The organism is Faucicola mancuniensis, from assembly GCF_046523945.1.
In the GTDB taxonomy this organism is placed as follows: domain Bacteria; phylum Pseudomonadota; class Gammaproteobacteria; order Pseudomonadales; family Moraxellaceae; genus Faucicola; species Faucicola mancuniensis.
Genome location: NZ_CP171363.1, coordinates 766,136 through 788,017 on the forward strand (window position 1 = coordinate 766,136; position 21,882 = coordinate 788,017).

20 protein-coding genes and 1 pseudogene are annotated in these 21,882 nt (G+C 39.1%); all 21 read right to left on the reverse strand.

Translation table 11 applies throughout. From position 1 onward, the window contains the following. Positions 1-23 precede the first annotated feature (23 nt). Positions 24-746 carry a TIGR00730 family Rossman fold protein gene (locus ACGTJS_RS03915; protein ID WP_410472870.1) on the reverse strand — a complete coding sequence of 241 codons (723 nt, stop codon included), beginning with the start codon at positions 744-746 and terminating at the stop codon, positions 24-26. Positions 747-777: 31 nt separating this feature from the next. Beyond that, on the reverse strand, positions 778-1,812 hold the full coding sequence (locus ACGTJS_RS03920) for a tetratricopeptide repeat protein (RefSeq protein ID WP_410472871.1): 1,035 nt from the start codon (positions 1,810-1,812) through the stop codon (positions 778-780). Between the two features lie 42 nt (positions 1,813-1,854). Then, entirely contained in the window at positions 1,855-2,472 is a 618-nt protein-coding gene (locus ACGTJS_RS03925) for a TPM domain-containing protein (RefSeq protein ID WP_315041423.1), read from the reverse strand. Between the two features lie 36 nt (positions 2,473-2,508). Then, positions 2,509-3,702: a TPM domain-containing protein gene (locus ACGTJS_RS03930; protein WP_410472872.1), complete on the reverse strand. Its 1,194-nt coding sequence runs from the start codon at positions 3,700-3,702 to the stop codon at positions 2,509-2,511. Between the two features lie 91 nt (positions 3,703-3,793). Then, positions 3,794-4,489, reverse strand: coding sequence for a LemA family protein (locus ACGTJS_RS03935; protein WP_410472873.1), 696 nt, complete (start codon positions 4,487-4,489; stop codon positions 3,794-3,796). 126 nt (positions 4,490-4,615) lie between these two features. Next, positions 4,616-5,641, reverse strand: a complete 1,026-nt coding sequence (gene galE / locus ACGTJS_RS03940; protein WP_410472874.1) for a UDP-glucose 4-epimerase GalE — start codon at positions 5,639-5,641, stop codon at positions 4,616-4,618. A gap of 156 nt (positions 5,642-5,797) precedes the next feature. Then, entirely contained in the window at positions 5,798-7,069 is a 1,272-nt protein-coding gene (locus ACGTJS_RS03945) for a UDP-glucose 6-dehydrogenase (RefSeq protein ID WP_410472875.1), read from the reverse strand. Beyond that, the gene (gene pgi, locus ACGTJS_RS03950) at positions 7,066-8,694 is read right to left on the reverse strand and encodes a glucose-6-phosphate isomerase (RefSeq protein ID WP_410472876.1); all 1,629 of its coding nucleotides are present in this window, start codon (positions 8,692-8,694) and stop codon (positions 7,066-7,068) included. The genes ACGTJS_RS03945 and pgi overlap by 4 nt, the downstream gene beginning before the upstream one ends. Before the next feature lie 10 nt (positions 8,695-8,704). After that, positions 8,705-9,568, reverse strand: a complete 864-nt coding sequence (locus ACGTJS_RS03955; protein WP_410472877.1) for a UTP--glucose-1-phosphate uridylyltransferase — start codon at positions 9,566-9,568, stop codon at positions 8,705-8,707. Between the two features lie 9 nt (positions 9,569-9,577). Continuing rightward, the gene (locus ACGTJS_RS03960) at positions 9,578-10,501 is read right to left on the reverse strand and encodes a glycosyltransferase (RefSeq protein WP_315041439.1); all 924 of its coding nucleotides are present in this window, start codon (positions 10,499-10,501) and stop codon (positions 9,578-9,580) included. A 37-nt stretch (positions 10,502-10,538) separates the two neighbouring features. After that, on the reverse strand, positions 10,539-11,696 hold the full coding sequence (glf, locus tag ACGTJS_RS03965) for a UDP-galactopyranose mutase (RefSeq protein ID WP_410472878.1): 1,158 nt from the start codon (positions 11,694-11,696) through the stop codon (positions 10,539-10,541). A gap of 46 nt (positions 11,697-11,742) precedes the next feature. Beyond that, positions 11,743-13,215 carry a glycosyltransferase gene (locus ACGTJS_RS03970; RefSeq protein ID WP_410472879.1) on the reverse strand — a complete coding sequence of 491 codons (1,473 nt, stop codon included), beginning with the start codon at positions 13,213-13,215 and terminating at the stop codon, positions 11,743-11,745. A gap of 40 nt (positions 13,216-13,255) precedes the next feature. Continuing rightward, a complete protein-coding gene (locus tag ACGTJS_RS03975; protein WP_410472880.1) occupies positions 13,256-14,302 on the reverse strand; it encodes a hypothetical protein in 1,047 nt (348 codons plus the stop codon). 20 nt (positions 14,303-14,322) lie between these two features. Then, a complete protein-coding gene (locus tag ACGTJS_RS03980; RefSeq protein ID WP_410472881.1) occupies positions 14,323-14,757 on the reverse strand; it encodes an ABC transporter ATP-binding protein in 435 nt (144 codons plus the stop codon). Between the two features lie 3 nt (positions 14,758-14,760). After that, on the reverse strand, positions 14,761-14,970 hold the full coding sequence (locus ACGTJS_RS03985) for an ATP-binding cassette domain-containing protein (RefSeq protein WP_410472882.1): 210 nt from the start codon (positions 14,968-14,970) through the stop codon (positions 14,761-14,763). Beyond that, positions 14,967-15,773 carry an ABC transporter permease gene (locus tag ACGTJS_RS03990; RefSeq protein WP_410472883.1) on the reverse strand — a complete coding sequence of 269 codons (807 nt, stop codon included), beginning with the start codon at positions 15,771-15,773 and terminating at the stop codon, positions 14,967-14,969. The genes ACGTJS_RS03985 and ACGTJS_RS03990 overlap by 4 nt, the downstream gene beginning before the upstream one ends. Next, positions 15,766-16,800: a hypothetical protein gene (locus ACGTJS_RS03995; protein ID WP_410472884.1), complete on the reverse strand. Its 1,035-nt coding sequence runs from the start codon at positions 16,798-16,800 to the stop codon at positions 15,766-15,768. The genes ACGTJS_RS03990 and ACGTJS_RS03995 overlap by 8 nt, the downstream gene beginning before the upstream one ends. A gap of 152 nt (positions 16,801-16,952) precedes the next feature. Next, positions 16,953-17,629: pseudogene (locus ACGTJS_RS04000) on the reverse strand (IS1595 family transposase). A gap of 149 nt (positions 17,630-17,778) precedes the next feature. Continuing rightward, complete coding sequence (locus ACGTJS_RS04005) at positions 17,779-18,975, reverse strand: polysaccharide biosynthesis/export family protein (protein ID WP_410472885.1); 1,197 nt, start codon at positions 18,973-18,975, stop codon at positions 17,779-17,781. A 131-nt stretch (positions 18,976-19,106) separates the two neighbouring features. Next, positions 19,107-20,555 carry a dihydrolipoyl dehydrogenase gene (lpdA, locus tag ACGTJS_RS04010; RefSeq protein WP_410472886.1) on the reverse strand — a complete coding sequence of 483 codons (1,449 nt, stop codon included), beginning with the start codon at positions 20,553-20,555 and terminating at the stop codon, positions 19,107-19,109. 76 nt (positions 20,556-20,631) lie between these two features. Beyond that, on the reverse strand, positions 20,632-21,846 hold the full coding sequence (gene odhB, locus ACGTJS_RS04015) for a 2-oxoglutarate dehydrogenase complex dihydrolipoyllysine-residue succinyltransferase (RefSeq protein WP_410472887.1): 1,215 nt from the start codon (positions 21,844-21,846) through the stop codon (positions 20,632-20,634). Positions 21,847-21,882 lie beyond the last annotated feature (36 nt).

Sequence of the window (21,882 nt, forward strand, 5' to 3'; positions counted from 1 at the left end):
AAGAATGAGGTTTTGCAAAGGTTTCACTTTGTATTTTTAGGCGTATGCAATACGCCCCCACCTCTATATTTTAAGCTAAAAACCCGTGTATCAATGTCTTTAGCCAAAGGGTTATCAATATTGACTGTTTTTTGCAAATGTCCAATCACATCATCAGCCGTATCGCACACCACTAACGCATTGCGGTCTTGCTGTGCCATAAAACCTTCATCGGCAATATGATGAATATGCTGGATAAAATGCTGATAAAATTGATTGGTGTTCAACAACATCATCGGTTTGTCATGTTGCATCAACTGTCGCCAAGTCGCAATCTCAGCAATCTCTTCTAGCGTACCAAAACCGCCCGATAAAGTTACAAAAGCACTGGCATATTCAGCCATCATTGCCTTTCTGGTGTGCATACTATCGGTCAAATGCAACTGGGTCAAATTGAGATGCGAAATTTCTTTTTGGAGCATAAACTGTGGAATCACGCCCACCGCCACGCCATTTTGCGACAGCACGCCATCAGCCACCGCCCCCATTACGCCAATGGATGCACCGCCATACACCAAGCCAAAACCCGCTTTTGCCAGTTTTTGACCCAGCTCAAACGCCGTTTGGGTATAAATCGGATTATTGCCTGTGCGTGAACCACAATACACCGCCACCAAAGGCACGCTGATGTTTTCATTTTGGATAATATCGCCCAATTTATCCACATCTTTATGGGTAATCGTTGTTGAATTTGTTATTTTTGTCATTTTATCAATATGCTAATTAAAAAAACTGCAATTAAGGAATGAGTTGCTCTAAACGTTGATACGCTACGCCATAGCCTTGTTTTGCCGATTGACGTAACCATGATAAAGCGGTTTCATCATTTTTGTCCACGCCGTTGCCTGTTTCATACATTTTTGCCAAAAAATATTGGGCTTGTGCATGGACCAACTCACCTGCTTTTTCGTAATGATAAAGGGCTTGAGTGTTGTCAATGTTGACTGCTTGTTGAAAATTGGCAACGTCAAAACCGCCTTGATAATACCACCCCAACACAAAATGGGCTGGACGAAAGTCCTGTTTGGCAGATTTTTGCAAAAATTCCACCGCCAAATCGGTATTTTGAGCGACACCGCCCACGCCAAATAAATGTGCAATCCCCACATTATATTGGGCTTTGGCAAAGCCATGCTCGGCTGAGTGTTGAAAATCCGTCATCGCATCGTGCAATTGATTTTTTATTTTTTGAGTGGCATTGACAAAAATCGCTTCAGCATCAACATTGCTTGCTTGGTTGTCAGTTTGTTTGTCCAAATTTTCTGCAAGGCGATTGACCGCAGGTGCATAGCCCAAATCTGCCGATTGTTGATACCAAAAAGTCGCTTGTTCAGGGTTTTGTACGAATCCGCCCAAGCCTTTTTCATAAGCGACCGCTAGATTATATTGTGCGGTTGCGTCGCCTTGTTCAGCAGCTTGGATAAAAAGTTGCACGGCTTTTTTGGGGTCTTGTTCCACGCCAAATCCTTGCATATACAGCATGGCAAGGCGGACTTTGGCTTCAGCAAGGTTTTGAGCAGTAGCTGCATGATAGCATTGGTAGGCTTTTGTGTAGTCTTGTGGTACGCCTACACCTTTTTCAAACAATTTACCAAGCCCTACTAAGGCTTGGGCATGTTGTTGTTTGCTCGCTTGTAACCAGTAACGAGCCGATTCCCGAAAGTTTTTTTCTACGCCCAATCCTTTGGCATAGCAAAGCCCAAGTTGATATTGGGCTTCGGCATCGCCATTTTTGGCTTTTTGTTGGTAATCGTTGATGTCAAACGCTGTCATGTTGTTTCCTTTGCTTTTCAATAAACAATATTTTAACAAATTTTAACGCAAATAAACAACCGTATCGCTTAATTCATTACCGTGAATATCATTGTCTAATTGATAATGTTGGCGTAATAATTGCCCAATTTCGTTAAGCAATTGGGTCAAACCTTGCACTTGATTGTCCGCTTTGATATGTGTTAAAGCCATATCGCACAAGGCTTGCCAAACCGCTGGCATAACTTGTGACGCAATGCCCCTATCAGCAACAATCTCAAGCCTATGTTCACACACATTTAAATAAACCAACACGCCTGTATTGTCAGCTGTATCCCATACCCGATAATCGGCAAACACTTGCACTGCCCTATCTCGGCTGTTGTGCGTGCGTGCAAGGTGCAAGGGCAAAGTATTTTCAATCACCAAAAACACTTCGCCACGATGTCCGATTTCCGCTTGGCTGACCGCTTGGCTTAATTGGGTTTTGGCAACATTGTCTAACCAACGGTTGTGCAAACACGGCACAAAACACAACTGACGCAACCAACGGCGAAAACTTGGCTCGGTGGTTGTGGTGTTGTTAATCGGTGACGTATAAGCAATCGTTTCGCTGATTGGCAGTTGATTGCCTTTTGTTGGATTGGGTTGATTTGTCTGTGTGTGTTGTGAATTTGTCATGTGATTTATTTTAATTTAAATTTAATTTTAAAAAAACTACCAAGAACCGCCAGCACCGCCTCCGCCAAAGCCACCACCGCCTCCGCCGTAACCTCCGCCACCAAATCCGCCTCCGCCAAAACCACCGCCACCTGTGGGAATAAATACACTACCGCCACCACGTCCGCCACCGCCTGTATTGCGAACCAACAAAAACACAAATAACAAAAACGCAATTAACAAACTAGTAAAAAAGCCAAACCCAAACAACGTGCCTGCCACCACCGCACCGCCAGCGGTGACACTCGCTCCCAAAAAACGCCCCAATATACTGGTCAAAAAGAAACCAATAAATAATGAAATAATGGCAAAAGGAATGGGTGAAATTTCTTCGGCTTGCGACTGTTGCATTTTTTCGGCATCGGCTTGTTTTAAAATATCTGGGTCGGTACTCAGTCGCTCTTCAATACGGTTTAGCCCTGCATTGATACCGCCTGCAAAGTCGCCTTGTTTAAAATATGGCGTGATATCTTCCATGATAATACGTTTGGCAATCGCATCAGGAATCACACCTTCAAGCCCATAGCCTGTCAAAATCTGTAATTTGCGGTCATTGACAGCGACCACGATTAACAAGCCATTACTGCTTTTTTTACCGCCCAATTGCCAACGTTCGGCAACTTGTATGGCATAAGTAAAAATGTCTGTACCGTTGGTGGTCGGTACAATCACCACCGCAGGCTGTGCCAAACCCCGCTCATAAATATGACGAATTTTTTGCTCTAAGGCTTGTTTTTCGCTGGCGGTCAAAATACGAGCTTGGTCAATCACAGGATTTTGCAAAACCAACTGTGATGAATCCACGCCTTTTTCGGTGAATTGGCGTGGGGTTTGGGTGGAATTTTGGTTGGCGTTTTGTGTTGAGTTTTGTGATGTTTGGTTACTTTGTCCATTTGGCAAAGGCAAAGCGTCATTATTCAGCGTTTCGCCCAAAGTTTCGTTAATCGCTTCATTGCCAAAAACAGCGTCATTCACCGCTTCATTTTGTTTGGCAACTTGAGAAAGAGCAAGCATATCATCCACGCTGTGCGATTGTAGCGTGGATTTGGTCGGCTGTGCGGTGGCTTGATTTGCCGTTGCAGTGGCGGTAGCCGTTACGGTTTCGGCTTGGCTCAATGTTGGCATGACGGACAGACTTAACAAACCGATTATCACAGATTTTTTTATCCATGATTGGGGCGAATGTGTCATTTTTTTTACCAACATGAGAAGCCTTTTATCAATTTTTAAAATTTTTTTTAAAACAATTTAAACCCAATTTATCGTATTTTTGATAAATGGATTAATTGGCAGTTGCCGTGCCTGTGTTTTGCACAGGTTGTCCACCTGCATTGGCGTTATTGGTGGCAGGGGCTAGCTGACCGCCTGTGTTATTGTTGTTACCAAAATCAACAGTCGGTGCGACCGAGATTTGGGCTTCGTTACCCACGGTAAAGTTTGGGCGAGTGTGCATACCAAAAACTTTGGCGGTCAAGTTGGTTGGAAATTGGCGAACGGTGGTGTTATATTGCTGAACGTCTTTGATATAGTTGCCACGAGCCACGGTAATGCGGTTTTCTGTGCCTTCAAACTGGGCTTGTAGTTCTTGGAATTGACGGTCAGCTTTTAATTCTGGATAACGCTCAGACACCGCCATCAGGCGAGATAATGCACCGCCTAACTGGTCTTGCGCCTGTTGAAAACGTTGAAAAGATGCAGGGTCGTTTAGCACCTCTGGCGTTACTTGGATAGAAGTCGCCGCCGAGCGAGCTTGGGTAACTTGGGTTAAGGTTTCTTGTTCGTGCTGAGCATACTGGGCGACCACTTTGACAAGATTTGGAATCAAGTCGGCACGGCGTTGGTATTGGTTTACCACCTCTGACCATGAAGCGTTGATTTGTTCGTCTTGGGCTTGCATGGCGTTGTAGCCACAGCCTGTCAAATTGGCTGAACCGATGATAATGGCAGTTGCTAAAAGGGTGTTTTTGATGGCTTTCATGATAATACCTAATAATCTAAAATTTACAAAGTATTATCATGAGATTACAGCGTTTTGTAAGTTGTGATTTTGTAATGAGTTGTGATAAAAATTTAACCACAACTCAAATTTTACACATACAGACGGTTAAGAGTGATAACCCTTTGGATTACCACTTTGCCAACGCCAAGTGTCCGCACACATTCTATCAATGCCAAATTCTGCTGTCCAGCCCAGCAGATTTTTCGCTTTTTGGGAACTGGCATAGCAAGTAGCAATATCCCCTGCTCGTCTGGGTGCAATGACGTACGGCACGGCTTGCCCTGTTTGACTGATAAAGGCGTTTACCAGTTGTAAAACGGACGTGCCGTTGCCTGTGCCAAGATTTATCGGCTCAAACCCAATGGCTTTTTCTTGTTTTTCAATGTATTGCAACGCTGACACATGACCTTTTGCCAAGTCCACCACATGAATATAGTCTCGCACGCCTGTTCCGTCCACCGTGTCGTAGTCGTTGCCAAATACGGACAATTTTTCAAGTTTGCCTACCGCCACTTGGCTGATGTACGGCATGAGATTGTTTGGAATGTCGCTTGGGTCTTCGCCAATCGTGCCTGATGCGTCCGCCCCAATGGGGTTAAAATATCGCAACGAAATGATGTTAAATTCATCGTCCACTTTCGCCAAGTCTTCTAAAATATACTCAACCATGAGTTTGCTTTGCCCATAAGGATTGGTGGCGGAGCGTGGCGAAGTCTCAACAATTGGCAAAGTCTCTGGGTCGCCATACACGGTTGCCGATGATGAAAAAATAAAGTTTTTGACGTTAAACTCTTTCATCACTTCTAATAAATTAAGCGTTCCTGCCACGTTGTTTTGATAATATTTTAACGGTTTTGCCACCGACTCGCCAACGGCTTTTAACCCTGCAAAATGAATAACGGCAAAAAAATTATGTTCGTTAAACACTTGATTTAACAAGGTTTTATCCAAAACATCGCCTTGAATAAAGTCAATTTTTTGCCCAACGATTTTTTCCACTCGCTCAATCGCAATCGGACTAGAATTGGACAAATTGTCATAAATAATAGGCGTAAAGTCAGATTTGATAAGCTCAATCAGCGTGTGCGAACCGATATAGCCTGCACCGCCTGTTACAAGGATTTTTTTCATGTTTTTCAAGCCTTTATAAAAAATTGAATTTTATGGAAACCGCTCGCCCTGAGCTTGTCGAAGAGTCGGTTTCCACTTCGCTTTGCTACGTCTTGCGAAGCAATGCTTCTCAGGTTCGACAAGCTCACCACGAACGGAAACTTTTAAATTATACAACTACCGCCCAATCCCCGTATAAAACCCTGTTAAATCAGCCACTTGGCTGTCGGTCAAAATATTTTTGGCATCAAAAATCGGCACACCCGCCCTGTTTAATTCATTGACATCAGGGGGCAATAAATCCGACCAATTAATAATAAACAAACTCGCCACTTCTGGCAAGCTGTCATAAGGCTTGTCGGTGAGCGTCAAAAGCGGTTCATCGCCATATTGCTCAGCAAGCTCAAAGGCGGTATTTTTGGCATAAACAATGGTGCGAATTTGGTACGACCACAGCAATTTTAACAGCTCGTGAATGGCAGAATTGGTAATGCGAGACGTACCAATGCGATAGCCTGCTCCCCAAATTAGCACGGTTTTATTTTCAATAAAACCATCAAAATACCGCCAAAATTTGCGAAAAATCAGCTCTTTTTGGTCGTTATTAATGTCTTCTACCGCACTTAGCAGTTTTGTATGTACTTGATTTTTATTAAAAATTTGCGATAAAAGCTCAATCTCAGTCGGCAAAGACTTACCACCAAATCCCCACCCTGCGGACAAATAAGCACTGCCAATTCGGCTGTCTTTGCCCATGATATCTTTGATTTTATTGATGTTTATTTTTTGGTTATCGGCAAGGCGTGCCATTTCATTCATAAAACTAAGGCGTGTGGCAAGCATCGCCATGATACTACTTCTGGCAAATTCTATGGTTTTAATGTCGCTAATCTCGCAAGTTTTGGCTTGTTTTTGCAAAAATAGCAACAGTTCGCACGCTCCCACGCTATCTGCCGTTTTCTCGCCAATCATCACCAAATCAGCTTGAAAAAATGAGCTAAAATTCGCCCCATCTTTCATAAAAATAAACGGCAAATAATACACCCAAGCACTTTTTAGGTGTTTGGCAAACGCATCAATATCGCCAATGGCTTTTGTACCGCTCACGATGATTTGACTGTGCGGGCTATTTTGGCTTCTGATAAAATTTTGCAATTCATCATCGCTTAAATCATCGGCAAATAGCCACGTTATCGCATTATCGTTAAATTCAAAATTATGTGATTTATCAATAACTTGGTGCATAATTTTTTGCTCATTAACAAACATTTTCCACAAGGCGGACATTTGATTATCAAATTTGTATTGTACTAATGTTTGCTCAATTTCGCCTTGTTTTCCCTGCTCTTTTTTGCTAAACAGCGTTACTTGATTGTCAAGACTGGCTAAAAAAATACAGGCGTTAATCGCTTCGTGATTAGCACCATAAACATGAATGTGTTTACTCATTTTTTACCACCTTTAATCACACTTAACAGCTCATTAGTAGAACTGTCAAATTTTTCTGTTAAATCAATAACTTGCAACTCATCATAAACACGATTTGCCATTACTTTGCCAACTTCTACGCCCCACTGGTCAAAAGGGTTAATCTGCCAAATCACACTCATCACATACACTTTATGCTCGTACAGAGCGATGAGCGAACCCAGCGTTTTTGGCGATAAATCGGTCAAAAGCAAGGTGGTGGACGGCTGATTGCCACGATATTGTTTAAAATGGGAAAATTTGTCGTCTTTTTGTACAAGTTCGCTTGGCAAGGCATGATTGCCAAATGCCAACACTTGACTTTGTGCCAAGCAGTTTGACAAGGACAATTTGTGTTGTTCTGCTAAATACTGATTGTATTTTTGCTTATCATTATAGCGGTAAATGGGCGTGATAAAATCGCAAGAAACCCGTTGCGTGCCTTGATGTAGCAGTTGATAAAAAGCGTGCTGGGCGTTCGAGCCAATATCGCCCCACAGCACAGGGCAAGTGGCATAATCCACCGTTTTGCCATCACGAGTTACCGATTTGCCGTTGCTTTCCATCTCAAGCTGGGTGAGATAATTGGGAAAAAACGACAACCGCCCATCATAAGGTAGTACGGTGTGGGCATTGATGTTTAAAAAGGTGCTGTTCCACACGCCCAAAAGCCCAAGCAAAACAGGCAAATTTTGCTCAAATTTGGCGGTGGCAAAGTGCCTATCCATCGCATTTGCCCCTGCTAGTAGCTCATAAAAGTTTGCCATGCCAATCTTTATGGCGATGGCAAGCCCAATCACCGACCACATGGAAAAACGACCGCCCACCCAGTCCCACAGCAAAAGCTGATTGTCCGCATGAATGCCCCACTCGCTCATTTTGTCCGCTTTGGTGGAAATGCCGATAAAATGCCTGCGTAAAATGGTTTCTTTATTGTTGTGGCTTGAAAGTAGCCACGACAGAGCAGTTTTGGCATTTGACAATGTGTCAATCGTGCCAAAAGATTTTGATGAAATGATAAATAATGTGGTTTGTGGATTTAGAATTTTTAACAAACCGTCAAGCTGTGTGCCGTCCATGTTGGAAACAAAATGCACCCGAATGTCGGTGTCCGCCCACTCATCAAGGGCAGTTGTCGCCATGAGTGGACCTAAATCCGAACCGCCCACGCCAATGTTCACTACATCGGTGATTGCCTTACCTGTGTAGCCACGCCAGATTTTTTGGCGAATACGACCGACCAAAATTTCTGCTTTGGCAAGGCTGTCATGCACTTGCTCATTGACGTTTACGCCACCGACAAGCAAATTTTCACCCTTTGGAGTGCGTAAGGCGGTGTGCAAGGCTTCTCGGTTTTCGGTGTCGTTTACTTTTTTTCCTGTTAATAAGTCATTGATTTTATTTGATAAATCAAATTCTTTTGCCAAATTTAACAAATTTTGCAAAATGTCATCATTAATCGCCTGTTTGCTAAAATCCATGTAAATATCGCAGGATTTTGCGGTAAATTTTCTGCCGCGAGAGCCGTCTTTGGCAAACAACTCATTTAACGTTAAAGGGTTTTTGCCAAAGGTTTGTAGGGTTTGCCAAGTGCTGTTGGTAGTCATTTTTTATGCCTTATTTTTGCAAAATTTTATCCGCAAAATACATAAACGCCCGCATATAGCTGGTCATGTCGCCAGCGTCAAAGCTGTTGCCAACCATCGTAACCACGTCCACACCTTGCGTGCTGATGAGTGCGTCAATGGCATCGGTGAGCTGAATTTCACCGCCCACGCTTGGCTCGGTTTTTGCCAAATAATCAAAAATGGCATTGTTAAACACATAACGCCCCACCACCGCCAAGTTTGACGGAGCAACGTCTGCCTTTGGTTTTTCAACAAAACCTTGCACGCCAAAGGCTTGATTTTGCTTAGTTTTTTCAAGCGTTTTGCTCTCTCCATGCAGTTTGGCAATACCGTATTTGTGAATGTCGGCTGTGGCTACAGGATCTACCAAAATTTGCGAATGTGAATTTTTGCTAAATTCATTTATCATAAATACTAAATTTTGGCTATTATAATCGCTCTCAAACGGATTTAGCACAACATCGGGCAACAGCACGGCAAAGTGATTATCACCAATGGCGGAGCGAGCTTGCAAAACCGCATGACCCAAGCCCAATGGTTTACCTTGACGTACGCTGATGATGTTTACGTCATTTGGCAAAAAGTTTAAGCTGTCGGCAAGTTCGTTTTTGCCTTTGGTGCGAAGCTGGGTATCAAGTTCGCTGTTGATGTCAAAATAGTTTTCTATCGCCATTTTTTGGGCGTGATTGACAAGCACAATATTTTTGATACCAGAGGCAACCGCCTCTTCAATGACGTATTGGATTGCAGGTTTGTTGCCAAGTGGCAACAGCTCTTTTGGCACAGCTTTTGATAATGGCAACATACGAGTGCCAAAGCCAGCGACAGGGATAACAGCGTGGGTGATTTTCATATTCAATCCTTATGAGTTAAATTTTTTGATAATATTATTATTCATATAACCAAACACCCCAAATATAAAGGCTTTTAGCCATAATGTATAGTTGTGCCAATCAAATTTACGATGCACCAAATAAAACCAAGTATAGCGATAAAATTGTTTGGCTAGTATAATGGTTTTTTTGCGAATTGAAAAGTCATCTCTTAGTTTGAGCATATACGCTTGATTGCGTGTAGAAAAAAACAGTTTTAGTCGAGAATCCACATGATGATACCTAAAACCCTGGATATAAAGATATTCATTTAATGATGTTGGGTGATACACCACGCAAGATGTCAGCACCGCCACTTTATAACCAGCTTGCAAAACACGGCTTTTAAACTCTTGCTCATCACCCCGAATAAAAAACTCTGGGCGTGGACCTTCTAAATGCTCAATGACACTTTTATCAAATAATACGCCATTAAACAATTTAATATCATCTTCAATAATACTGTGAGCTTGAACCAACTCAACATCTGTAAACTTAGTTTGATTAACACGATATTCAAATGAGGTTTTTTGGTGATTATGCGTATCCACAACAATCGGACATAAGACATCAAACTGATAGTAGTTTTGGCAGGTCAGCATATCTTCAATATAGGTTCTACTTGGTGGATAAGCATCGTCATCAAAGGTAAAAATCTTATCCGAAGCTAGTGCCATTGCTTTTTCAAAACCCCATGCAAAACCGCCTGCACCGCCAATATTTTTGGGTAAGCGATACAGACGGATATTAGTTTTGGCAAAGTTTTCAATCAACTCACAAGTATTATCATCACTATGATTATCAACGACAATGATATTATCCAAAACATAAGTTTGGTTTAACAGTTGATTTAATAATTTAAGTACGACTGCACTTGAATTATAAGTGACGACAATAACAGAAACGATTGACATATTAATTTACTTTTGTTTGCTTTTGTTAAAACAAATGTTATAAAACATTCACCATAAAAGCAGGTATTTTAGCATTTTTTTGCTTGGCTGTCAGAAATGCTTGAGCCACATCCAATGCTTCACGAATGGTCACGTCCATATCCAAGTAGCGATAAGTCGCCAAACGACCAACAAAAGTTACTTTGGTTTCTTGATTTGCTAACTCAATATATTTTTCAAGCATAGTTTTTTCATCAATCAAACGAATCGGATAATAAGGAATGTCTTTTTCTTCAGCTAAACGACTAAATTCTTTAAAATACACAGTTTTTTCGTGATTTTCCCAAGGCGTAAAATGCTTGTGTTCTGAAATACGAGTGTATGGCACGCTTTCTTCGCCATAATTCATCACCGCACAGCCTTGAAAATCGCCTTCATCAGTGTGGCGTTCAAAGTCAAGGGTGCGATAGCCTAGACGACCAAGTTTATAATCGTAAAAACCGTCCAACGCCCCTGTGTAGAAAATATGTTCATAATCATCCAATTTATCCCGATAATCATCAAAATTTGTCCCAAGTTTAACGGTGATGTTATCATGATTTAGGATACTTTGCACGATTGGGGTGTAGCCGTCTTTTGGCATCCCTTGAAATTTGTGGAAAAAGTAGTTATCATTGTAGTTAAAACGCACTGGCAAGCGTTTTAAAATACTGGCTGGCAATTTGGTTGGACTAAGTCCCCATTGTTTTTGGGTATAGCCTTTAAAAAAGGCTTCGTACAAGTCTTTACCAACAAATTTTAATGCTTGTTCTTCAAATGATTGTGGTTCATCAATCGTTTTATCCGCTTGTTCATTAACGATAAAATCGTGGGCTTCTTTTGGGCTAAAGGCTTTGCCAAAAAATTGGTTGATGGTATGTAGATTGACTGGCAATGAATAAACCTGCCCACCAACGGTAGATTTAACACGATTGGTGTAGGGCATCATTTCGCCATGCTGATTGACATAATTCCACACTTGTTCGTCATCGGTGTGAAAAATATGTGGTCCGTATTGGTGTACCATGACTTCGGTTTCTTTATCCCGTTTGGTGTAGCAGTTGCCTGCAATGTGCGAACGTTGGTCGATGACTTCAATTTGGTATCCTTGTTCAGCAAGTTCACGAGCGATAACTGCACCTGAAAAACCTGCTCCGATGGTTAAGATTTTTTTCATTAGTATTTTCCTAAGTTTAGATAAATTAATTTCTGTTTTAAATATATTATTTATAGTATTGGCTAAATAATCTATCACTATGCTCTTTCATACTTACAGGAGCTCGGGCGGTTTTCCAGTAATTATCATGATTAAGCTCACCAGAAATAATTTTTTCTAAAATGCTATATAACTCTTTTTTATTCAAAGAATCATAAGTAAAGTTTTTATTACCTGATAATTCTGGAGCACCACCCTTATTAGAAGTGATAATAGGAATTTTATTTGAGAGATACTCAATCGCCACTTGAGGTAAGTTATCTTCCCATAAGGAAGGTACTAAACCCACATCAATTCTTTCAAGAATTTTTGGTAGTGTGCTATGATTGTAACCATTTGCATAATAAATATCATTAAATTTCCAAATTTGGTCATATATTCTATTTAATTGTCCTTGGTCAGAATTTTTTGCAACAACAATTAGATTAATATGTTCTGCTAATTCTTTTGGCATATCAAATAAGGCATCAACGAAAAAGTAAAAACCTTTGTCTCTTCTCATATAGCCTAGATATGATAAATTTAATTTACCATTTCTGGTCATCTTTCCTTTTGGAGTAGGAATTTGATTGTATGATTCGGAAAACTTTGTTCCAATATAGTCAGTTCGAACAATGCTATTTTTGATACCATATCCTAAACAAATTTCTCTAACACGTTCAGAAACTGCCAAAACATAATCACAATTTTCATTAATGATATTAATAATTTTTTCTCTACGTTCCATAAAAGGAATGCCACTTACCCGAAAAAATAAATCATTTGACTTATAGCGACTATCTGGTATTTTTTTATCAATTCTCTTTTTTGTACCCGCCAAGGTAATAAAAGGTTTATAAAAATATTTGGTATTAGGAACTATACCAAATTTTTTTAAGGTATAAGCAGTTGCATTTGAACGAATGACAACTTCTTTTTTTGCTTTGTGATGGATACAGCTAATACATTTTTTTCCATAGTAGTTATCTTCACAAGCTTCTTTTTCATCATACCAAAGATTAACTTGTGAACATATTGGATAATAATTATGCATTGAAAGTATGACTTTAGTATTGGGGTATTTTTGCTTTATTTTTAGAAAAGATGCTGGAATACCCTCAATATTATTAAAATGCATAACGTCAAATGGTCCATACTCTTCAACAAATTTAAAGAATAAATCATCCATTTCTTTATCTTCAATTTGCTCTGTCTCACCAAATGAAGAATGCCCTGGCGATAAGACTCTGGAATTGATAATCTCAAATCGTTTAACTTTATTTAAAGAGTCATCTTTCTTAAGTTCTTTGCCATGTTGAATAGGTTCAATTCTTAGTTTTGTATTGAATAGGTCATAAGAAATACCTGAGCATAAAAAATACAACTCATGGTCTGTATTTTTACTAAGCTCTTCAAGTAAGTTTTTTTGATAAACGCTAACACCGCCACCACGATTTTCATTATCTAGGTAATCAACCCAGTTGTAATAAAAAATTTTCATTTAAATGCTCCATAATTAATAAAATAAATATATAGTAAAATTAATGCTTACAAATTTTAACTTGTTGGTTAATCCTTTTAAGAAAAAGATCTTTAAATTCTACTGAGCCTCCAATTTTCATACAACCTTCTCCATGATTAACACCAAAGAGAAATTGATGTAGTTTAATCCTAGAAGAAAATTTAACTTCATTGGCATAGTAATCTTCAACAGGATTTAGTACATCATAAAATATATGATGAATTACATTATTCTTCTTAATTTTAAGAAATTCTGAAATATCACTATTTACCTGTTTTTCCTCTAATTCAGTCTGTTTAATAACATCTTTTGGTATAAAATAATGGTCAAATTCTTTATATATTTTTTTAATATTCTTTTCTTCTAAAGTAGTTTGAGGGTTGATACTAAATGAAGTAAAAGATATATTTTTAAACTTAGAAGCTAAAATTTCAGCTACCAAAATTGAGGCATATCCACCAGCACTACTTCCCAATAAAAATACTTCTTCATAATTAGAAAGTATATAGCCTGATAATATAGCTTCTAATTCATCAACTTTGTTAATATACCAATATAATGGACGGCTTTGACTGATACGAATAACATCTAATCCTGCTAAAGTTGTTAAATAGTTAAATTCTCTTTCATGATTATTACCATTAAAGGGGTTTGCAACTGAATTGAATTGTATTATTAATCTATCTGTTTTTTTACCAACCTTAGCCTCAACACTTAATTCACTAACAATTTTTTTGCTTTTCTTATCCAACAAACTTTCTAATAAAACATCTTTTTTATCAATTGATACTTTATTAACATTCACATTCGTAGCAAAATTACCTTGTAACTGATAGAATCCGTTTCCTAAAAAGTAAGAATCATTAAATATACTAGTTACTAAATTATCCTTAGAAAAAATTTTCAAACAATCATTATCTATTTTCCAAAAAGATTCATTAGTATGTGATGAGCCATCCATTGTACCATCAGATTTAAATAGAAGATTACTTTGTAAAACATCACCTGATGTATTTTTTAATCTCCATATATTATGAATTAGTAAGTCACTATTAATATTATTCATTAAATTTCACCTTGCTTTACTTAAAGATTTGAGTATAAATTCAGTGCCTCTTCAATATTTTCATAGACCATTAATTTACCATCATTCAGTACTGCTGCTCTATTGCAATATTCTCGGATATTATGTAATTCATGCGACACAATAATCATTGCTTTATCGGCACGTTTTTCAAATAATTCTACTTGGCATTTTTGATGAAACTTCGCATCACCAACGGAAATTACTTCATCTATCAAATAACAATCAAAATCAACGGCAAGAGAAATTGCAAAAGCAAGCCTTGCTCTCATACCAGAAGAATACACTTTAACAGGCTCATAAAGATATTTACCTAATTCAGCAAATGATTCTACAATCTCCATTGCTTTTTCAAAGTCAGCTCCATACACACGGCAAACAAAGCGAACGTTATCTGCTCCTGTCAAACTCCCTTGAAATGCTCCTGTAAATGCCAAAGGCTATGAAATACTCATATCTTTGGTAATCGTACCTGAAGTAGGCTTCTCTACACCACCAAGAATGCGGACTAATGTAGATTTACCTGCACCATTTCTACCTAAAATGCCTATTTTTTCTCCCATCTCTACTCTTAAATTAATACCATCTAAAACATTTCTACGAGTATTCCCAATAGGATAGGATTTAACTACATTATTTAATTCAATCAACTACTTGCCTCTATATTGTTACTTACATGACGAACTAAAACTAAACCAATAAAACTCAAACACATATTAAACCAAATCATATAGGTTGGATTTTCATATGTAGGGATCATATTACCATAGTAGCCATGTCGGAGCATTTCTGTACTATGTACCATCGGCAAATATAAGATCACTTTTTTCAAAGTATCAGGTAACCATGCTACAAAAAAAGCTGTACCAGATAGAGGAAATAAAAGATAAGTAATGGCGTGCCACAATCTATCAATTACTTCGGACATTTGAAACAAAGCCCCTACTGTAAAAGCCAAAGCAATGGTAAACCATACCAACAAAAACCACCCTTTTACCATTAATAAAAAATCATTTGGCAATTCCATAACCCCAATTGAAATAAAGAAAAGAGAAAGTACGATGAATGAAATTGTTGCACCAGCCCCTTCTAATAAAATACGAGCTAAGAAAACATCTATTACCTTGACATTTCTATGATACAAAAGACCTATATTTGCTTCTACAGCATTACCAACTCTATTAGAGCTATTACGCCATAAAAGAATTGTAGAATAACCCGTTACGGCAAACGGTACAATTGGGATATTTCCACCATGTGCAGCTTTAGTAAAATACCAAATTGTGGTAATACCCAAAGTAAAAACCATAGGCTCAAGAAATAACCAAACAAACCCTAAATTATGCCGACCATAACGTGTAATAATTTCACGCATAAGTAGGGCATAAATCACTCTTAACTGAATCTTAAATGACTTATTAAACTGACGCAGTTCTGATACATAACTAGTCATTATGCTCTTTCACCCCTGCCACGAACAAACGTAACACACCCCAAGTCAATAATCCAAAAATAAAACCTGACAAAATATTCTTAAGGCGATTTGGCTCTAAGGCTTCATCAGGCATAGACGGTTGAGCCAATGTCGCTAGGTACAATTGTTTTTGGCTAAAATCCCCTTTGGCTTGTTCATAAGATGCAATCGCTGATGCTAACTGTTTATCAGCCAATTCTTTTTCAAGTTGTAAACGTTGATAACCTGCTGAGCGATTACTCAAAGAACGGTCACTCGGTCCTGTTACCAAGTCTGATTTTTCTTTAATTTTTTGCTCTAATGTACGGATTCTTTGTTTGGTCGCTGGAATTTGTGGATTGTCTGGGGTCAAAGCCTGTATTTGACTTAACTGTGCTTGGGCTTGAATTAACGCATCTTGTAATTTTGATATTTCTTGAAGTACAATCATTGATTGCCCTTCCGGGTTAAAAACTTCTTTACCCGTTCTAAAATTCGCCAGTTTTTCAGCGGCGGCTGTCGATGCTTCTTGTGCTTTTTGTACTTCGTTTTGTGAGTATTCTAAAATATCACTTTTGGCTTTGGCATTGATTTTATTAATCACAGCTTCGCTGGTTTTTAACAGCTCAAGATTGATTTTTTGGGCATCTTCTGGCGTATAAGCTCTGACTTGCAGTGTAGAAATAGATGATGCTGGGTCATAAACGATTCTTACTTTTTTTGTAAAATAATCGTAAAAACTTTCAAATGTCTTATCTCTTATCAAAAAACCAAAACGGCTAACAGTATCGATATTTTCTGATGAATATCTGGCTTGGATATGTAGGTTTTGATTCAAACTTTTAACAGAATCACGAGAAGTCAAATAATCACGAACGATATAACTATCATCAGATGATGCATTAAAACCAATATTTTTAAGCACAACACCAAGCCCAGATACGGATTGTTGGTTAGGACTTCTGATAACAAACTTAGACTCTGAAATATAGACATCGGATGCGATAATACCATAATAAATAGTCAAAACTATCGTTGGAATCACTACGCAAATCACGAATAACGGGTCTATTTTTTTAAAAAAATTACGAGAAGTTTTCAAGTTAAATACCTATATTTTGGAATATTGGGCTAAATGTATGTAATAAATATAATTTTTGGGGCTGAACTAGATTAGGATTAAATTTCACACCATTTTCTCAATATTTTAAGTTGATTAGATGGTGTCCCATAATTAAATCTAAACCTTGCGAAGCAGTGCTTCTCATCTTTGATAAATAAATGAAAGTTTTCTTTTTTAATACCGTTGTATCTTCTAAGAATACGTTTAGCTTGATTCCAGAAGTTCTCAATACCATTGATGTGATTTAGCTTGTTGCTTTTATCTGCAAACTCTTTTGAATGATTAATTCTAAAGTGTTTAAAATCATTGACATCAAGAGCATTGTAACTTCTATAACTATCAGTGTAAACAACGCTGTCAGGCTTGATTTTATTGGTGATAATGGGCATTAATGTGGTTTGTTTAGTGTCTTTGACAACGACAGTATAAACCTTGCCATTACGTTTTAAAAGACCAAAGACAGCAGTCTTTCCACCTGCACCACGACCACGCTTACCTTTACGAATACCACCGAAATAGCTTTTATCTAATTCTATTTCACCGTCAAAGGTTTCGTGAGCTTCAAGGCTAAGATGTATTCTATCACAAGTCTTATTTTATGGTAAAATAAGGCTGCTGAATTAGGGTAAATTTGCAGTAAATCTGAGGCTGTTCTGGCAGTAACTTCGGCAACAAAAAATTCAAGTAGTTTTAGTTGCTGTTTTTTACTTAATTTACAATGTGTTAGCTTCATATTTTCAGTATAACATGATAGTTAATCTAGTACAGCCCCATAATTTTTACTATTCTACCGCAAAAAAAATATCATAGCAAGCATGCGAGCAACTAACGAGCAACTAATAAACAAATCAATTGTAGAAACTATTTTTTATGTTTATTAGTTTAGTTAGATAAATTTTTAATACCTGTAATCGAGTAAATAGATTGGCTAACCATATTCAAGAATTTAGCAAATTCTGTCGCTGGTGCGTTAGACACATAAATTACGTCATTGTTTTTAATTGGGAAATTTTGGGCGATAAAATAATTTGCTGGGTCTTTGAGATTCAAACGATAAATCACAGGTACTAAGCCATTTTTTTGCAGTTCAACAGGAATTTTTCGCATTTGGTTATTAGTCAATACATAAGGTGTTTCATAACGGAAAATAAACACACCTCTTGAGTCCGCTCTACTGTCATTTAACCCGCCAGAGCGTGCCAATGCCTGCATGAGCGAGATACCATTCGCCTCAAAGTTAATTTCATCATTTTTGATAGTCGCACCCAGTACGGTAAAGCTGTTTGATTGATAATTCACAGCGACCACATCACCTGACTGTAATACGACATTTTGTCGCATGTCTTTTAGCAAGGTGTCCATTGGTATTTCAAGTGATTGCTTACCACGATTCAGTTGGATAGTTACTTTATTACTTGGATATTTAGCACCGCCTGCAGTTGCAATAGCATCAAGCACTCTTTCGCCTTTACCTGTTAAAGGCATTCTTAGACTATTGTTTACCTCTCCGACAATGGTTACATTTGCCGAGTTGTTTTTGGCGATATTGACAATCGCACTTGGTTTGTTGGCTTTACGAGATAATCCGCTAACAATCATATTTTGAATCTGTGAAGGCGTTTTACCAATAACTGATATTTTTCCCAAAAATGGAATAGTTAATTGTCCTTGTTTGTCAACCATTTGTTCTGGCAATTTAATCTCGGCGGCTGCACCTAAATCACTACTATTCGCCGAACCAAATAACAACGCAGGCGGTGCTTCATATATGGTAACATTGACCGTATCACCTGCTCTGACCACTTCTTGATTAACATAACTACTGGTGTAAATATCAGAAAAATGTTGATTAACTTTTAATTCATTAATACGATTAACAATTTTATTATCAATATCTAAAATGGTAATGCCATTGGTTTCGGCATCATTATCCGCATTGGCTGTGTCTTCTGCTGTGCTGTTTTGGACTTGTTTTAGTGTAGGTCCAGCATTTGGAATAGAATTTCTTATATTTTGACAGCCCGTTAATGCAATCACCATAGCAACACTAGAAAAGTAAACTTTTTTCTTTAACAGCATATTCACTCCAATATAAGACAAATTCAGTAAGAAAAATTCAATAAGGAAAACGTAAAAAAACATCCCTATTATTATAGAGATGTTTAAAAAAAATACTATATAATTTTGGTTAAAATGTACCAAAAACTAGATTATTTCTTTTTACGCTGAATCGCATGAATCGCACGACCATCTGCCGACAACACTGCTTCATGCACCGCTTCTGATACGGTTGGGTGAGCAAATGTCATCAACTGCAAATCTTCAATGCTAGACACAAATTCCATCGCAATCATGCCTTGATGAATGATTTCACCTGCACCTGCAGAAATAACGTGCATACCTAGCAAGCGGTCAGTTTTGGCATCGGCAACCACTTTGATAAAGCCTTGACCTTCGCCCGCCGCCAACGCACGCCCATTCGCTGCCAATGAGAATTGACCTGTTTTAACTTCATGACCTTTCTCTTTAGCTTGTTCTTCGGTCAAGCCAACCCACGCAATCTCTGGGTGTGTATAAATCACGCTGATGATGGTATCATAATTTACTTGAACTTTTTCGCCGTGAATGCGTTCTACCGCCATCACGCCTTCTTCCATTGCTTTGTGAGCAAGCATTGGTCCACGTACCAAGTCGCCAATGGCATACACGCCATCTAGGTTGGTTTTACATTGGTCGTTCACCGCTACCAAGCCACGCTCGGTTAGCTCAACGCCAGCATTTTCGCCAAGCAAGCCTTCTTTGTACGCTTTACGACCAACACACACGATAAGTTTGTCAAAGGTGTCGGTTTTTACTTCGCCTTTTACGTCTGTGGTTACAATTACTTGACCGTCTTTGACTTCAGCATTGGTAACTTTGGTATCTACACGAATGTCAAGACCTTGTTTTTTAAGCAGTTTTTCAGCTTCTTTGCTTACCGCTTTGTCGGCTTCTGCTAGGAAAGTTGGCATGGCTTCATACACCACCACTTCTGCACCAAGACGACGCCATACCGAGCCAAGCTCAAGACCAATCACACCTGCACCGATTACGCCTAGACGTTTTGGCACTTCGGCAAATTCTAACGCACCTGTAGAATCAACGATGTATTCGTTATCTACTTTTGCCACAGGAATATCCACAGGCACAGAACCTGCCGCCAAAATCACATATTTTGCGGTGATGGTGGTCGCAGCTTCACCTGACAATGGAGCAAATTCCACTTGTTTTTCGGCTGATTTACCGTCAAGCAATTTGCCTGTGCCTTGTAGCCAGTCCACGCCATTGCCTTTTAACAGACCTGCCACACCAGCGGTCAAGCCTTTGACAATGCCGTCTTTGCGAGCCAACATTTTGCTAACATCAATGCTAACATCACCTGTGGTGATGCCGTGGTCGGCTAGTTCATGTTTGGTCGCTTCATAGCGGTGCGAGCTGTCAAGTAAGGCTTTTGATGGGATACAGCCCACGTTTAAGCAAGTACCGCCAAGTGCAGGTTCGCCTTTGTGAACACGTTTTTCAATACAAGCGGTGCTAAAACCAAGCTGTGCTGCACGGATTGCGGCTTCGTAGCCACCAGGGCTACCACCGATAACGACTAAATCATAACTGTTTTTCATAATTTTTCTCTTATTGTTATCAATTAAACTTTAGAACAAAAACGCCTATCCCAACTACTGATAGGCGTTTTTTTAATTATAGGTCAAGCAACAACATTGCTGGGTTTTCTACCAATTCTTTGATAGTTACCAAGAATTGTACCGCTTCTTTACCGTCAATCAAACGATGGTCATAAGATAACGCAAGGTACATCATTGGCAAAATCACCACTTCACCATTGACTGCCATTGGGCGTTCTTTGGTGGCGTGCATACCCAAAATCGCTGTTTGTGGTGGGTTTAGGATAGGTGTAGACATCAATGAACCAAACACACCACCGTTAGTAATGGTAAATGTACCACCAGTCATTTCTTCAATACCAAGCTTACCTTCACGGGCTTTGGCTGCCATATCACCGATACCTTTTTCAATATCTGCCATACTCATTTGGTCGGTATCACGCAGTACAGGAACAACCAAACCACGGTCGCTAGATACTGCCACACCCACATCATAGTAGCCATGATAAACGATATCATTGCCATCAATAGACGCATTTACTGCAGGGAAACGTTTTAGAGCTTCGGTTGCAGCTTTTACAAAGATTGACATAAAGCCAAGTTTTACGCCATGACGTTTTTCAAAACGCTCTTTAAATTCTGAACGTAGCTCCATGATTGGTTTCATGTTCACTTCGTTAAAGGTGGTTAGCATTGCAGTTTCTTGGGTAGCTGATAACAAACGCTCTGCCACTCTTGCACGCAAGCGGGTCATTGGTACACGTTTTTCGGTACGCTCGCCAACAGACGTTGCAATCACGCTACCTGTGTCTGATTTGAAAGTTGGGTTTGCCATATCTGATTTGGTAACACGACCGCCACGACCTGTGCCTTGTACATCAGCAGGGTTGACACCTGTGGTGTTTGCCGCTTTACGTACGGCTGGGCTTTGGTCTTTGTGAGATTGTTCATCTGCTTTTGCTTGAACAGGGGCTGCAACAGATTCTGGTGGTACAGTTGTATTGGCATCAGCTTTATCTTCGGCTTTTGGTGCGTCTGCTTTTGGTGCAGCTGTCGCACCTTCAGTCAATTCACCAATGACTTCAGCTGATAATACCGTATCATCAACATTTTTAACGATTTTTGACAATACGCCGTCTGTTTGAGCGACAACTTCTAATACCACTTTATCCGTTTCAATTTCGGCTAAAACCGCATCACGGCTAACTTGGTCGCCTTCGGCAAAATGCCATTCAACGATTGTACCGTCTGCAACTGATTCTGGGAATACGGGTGCTTTAATTTCTGCCATGACTAACTCCTAATTTTTAAAAATATTGGCAATTTA

Coding starts and splice junctions, on each gene's coding strand:
- ACGTJS_RS03915 (WP_410472870.1), bottom strand. CDS start 746: ATGACAAAAATAACAAATTCAACAACGATTACCCATAAAGATGTGGAT.
- ACGTJS_RS03920 (WP_410472871.1), bottom strand. CDS start 1,812: ATGACAGCGTTTGACATCAACGATTACCAACAAAAAGCCAAAAATGGC.
- ACGTJS_RS03925 (WP_315041423.1), bottom strand. CDS start 2,472: ATGACAAATTCACAACACACACAGACAAATCAACCCAATCCAACAAAA.
- ACGTJS_RS03930 (WP_410472872.1), bottom strand. CDS start 3,702: ATGACACATTCGCCCCAATCATGGATAAAAAAATCTGTGATAATCGGT.
- ACGTJS_RS03935 (WP_410472873.1), bottom strand. CDS start 4,489: ATGAAAGCCATCAAAAACACCCTTTTAGCAACTGCCATTATCATCGGT.
- galE (WP_410472874.1), bottom strand. CDS start 5,641: ATGAAAAAAATCCTTGTAACAGGCGGTGCAGGCTATATCGGTTCGCAC.
- ACGTJS_RS03945 (WP_410472875.1), bottom strand. CDS start 7,069: ATGAGTAAACACATTCATGTTTATGGTGCTAATCACGAAGCGATTAAC.
- pgi (WP_410472876.1), bottom strand. CDS start 8,694: ATGACTACCAACAGCACTTGGCAAACCCTACAAACCTTTGGCAAAAAC.
- ACGTJS_RS03955 (WP_410472877.1), bottom strand. CDS start 9,568: ATGAAAATCACCCACGCTGTTATCCCTGTCGCTGGCTTTGGCACTCGT.
- ACGTJS_RS03960 (WP_315041439.1), bottom strand. CDS start 10,501: ATGTCAATCGTTTCTGTTATTGTCGTCACTTATAATTCAAGTGCAGTC.
- glf (WP_410472878.1), bottom strand. CDS start 11,696: ATGAAAAAAATCTTAACCATCGGAGCAGGTTTTTCAGGTGCAGTTATC.
- ACGTJS_RS03970 (WP_410472879.1), bottom strand. CDS start 13,215: ATGAAAATTTTTTATTACAACTGGGTTGATTACCTAGATAATGAAAAT.
- ACGTJS_RS03975 (WP_410472880.1), bottom strand. CDS start 14,302: ATGAATAATATTAATAGTGACTTACTAATTCATAATATATGGAGATTA.
- ACGTJS_RS03990 (WP_410472883.1), bottom strand. CDS start 15,773: ATGACTAGTTATGTATCAGAACTGCGTCAGTTTAATAAGTCATTTAAG.
- ACGTJS_RS04005 (WP_410472885.1), bottom strand. CDS start 18,975: ATGCTGTTAAAGAAAAAAGTTTACTTTTCTAGTGTTGCTATGGTGATT.
- lpdA (WP_410472886.1), bottom strand. CDS start 20,555: ATGAAAAACAGTTATGATTTAGTCGTTATCGGTGGTAGCCCTGGTGGC.
- odhB (WP_410472887.1), bottom strand. CDS start 21,846: ATGGCAGAAATTAAAGCACCCGTATTCCCAGAATCAGTTGCAGACGGT.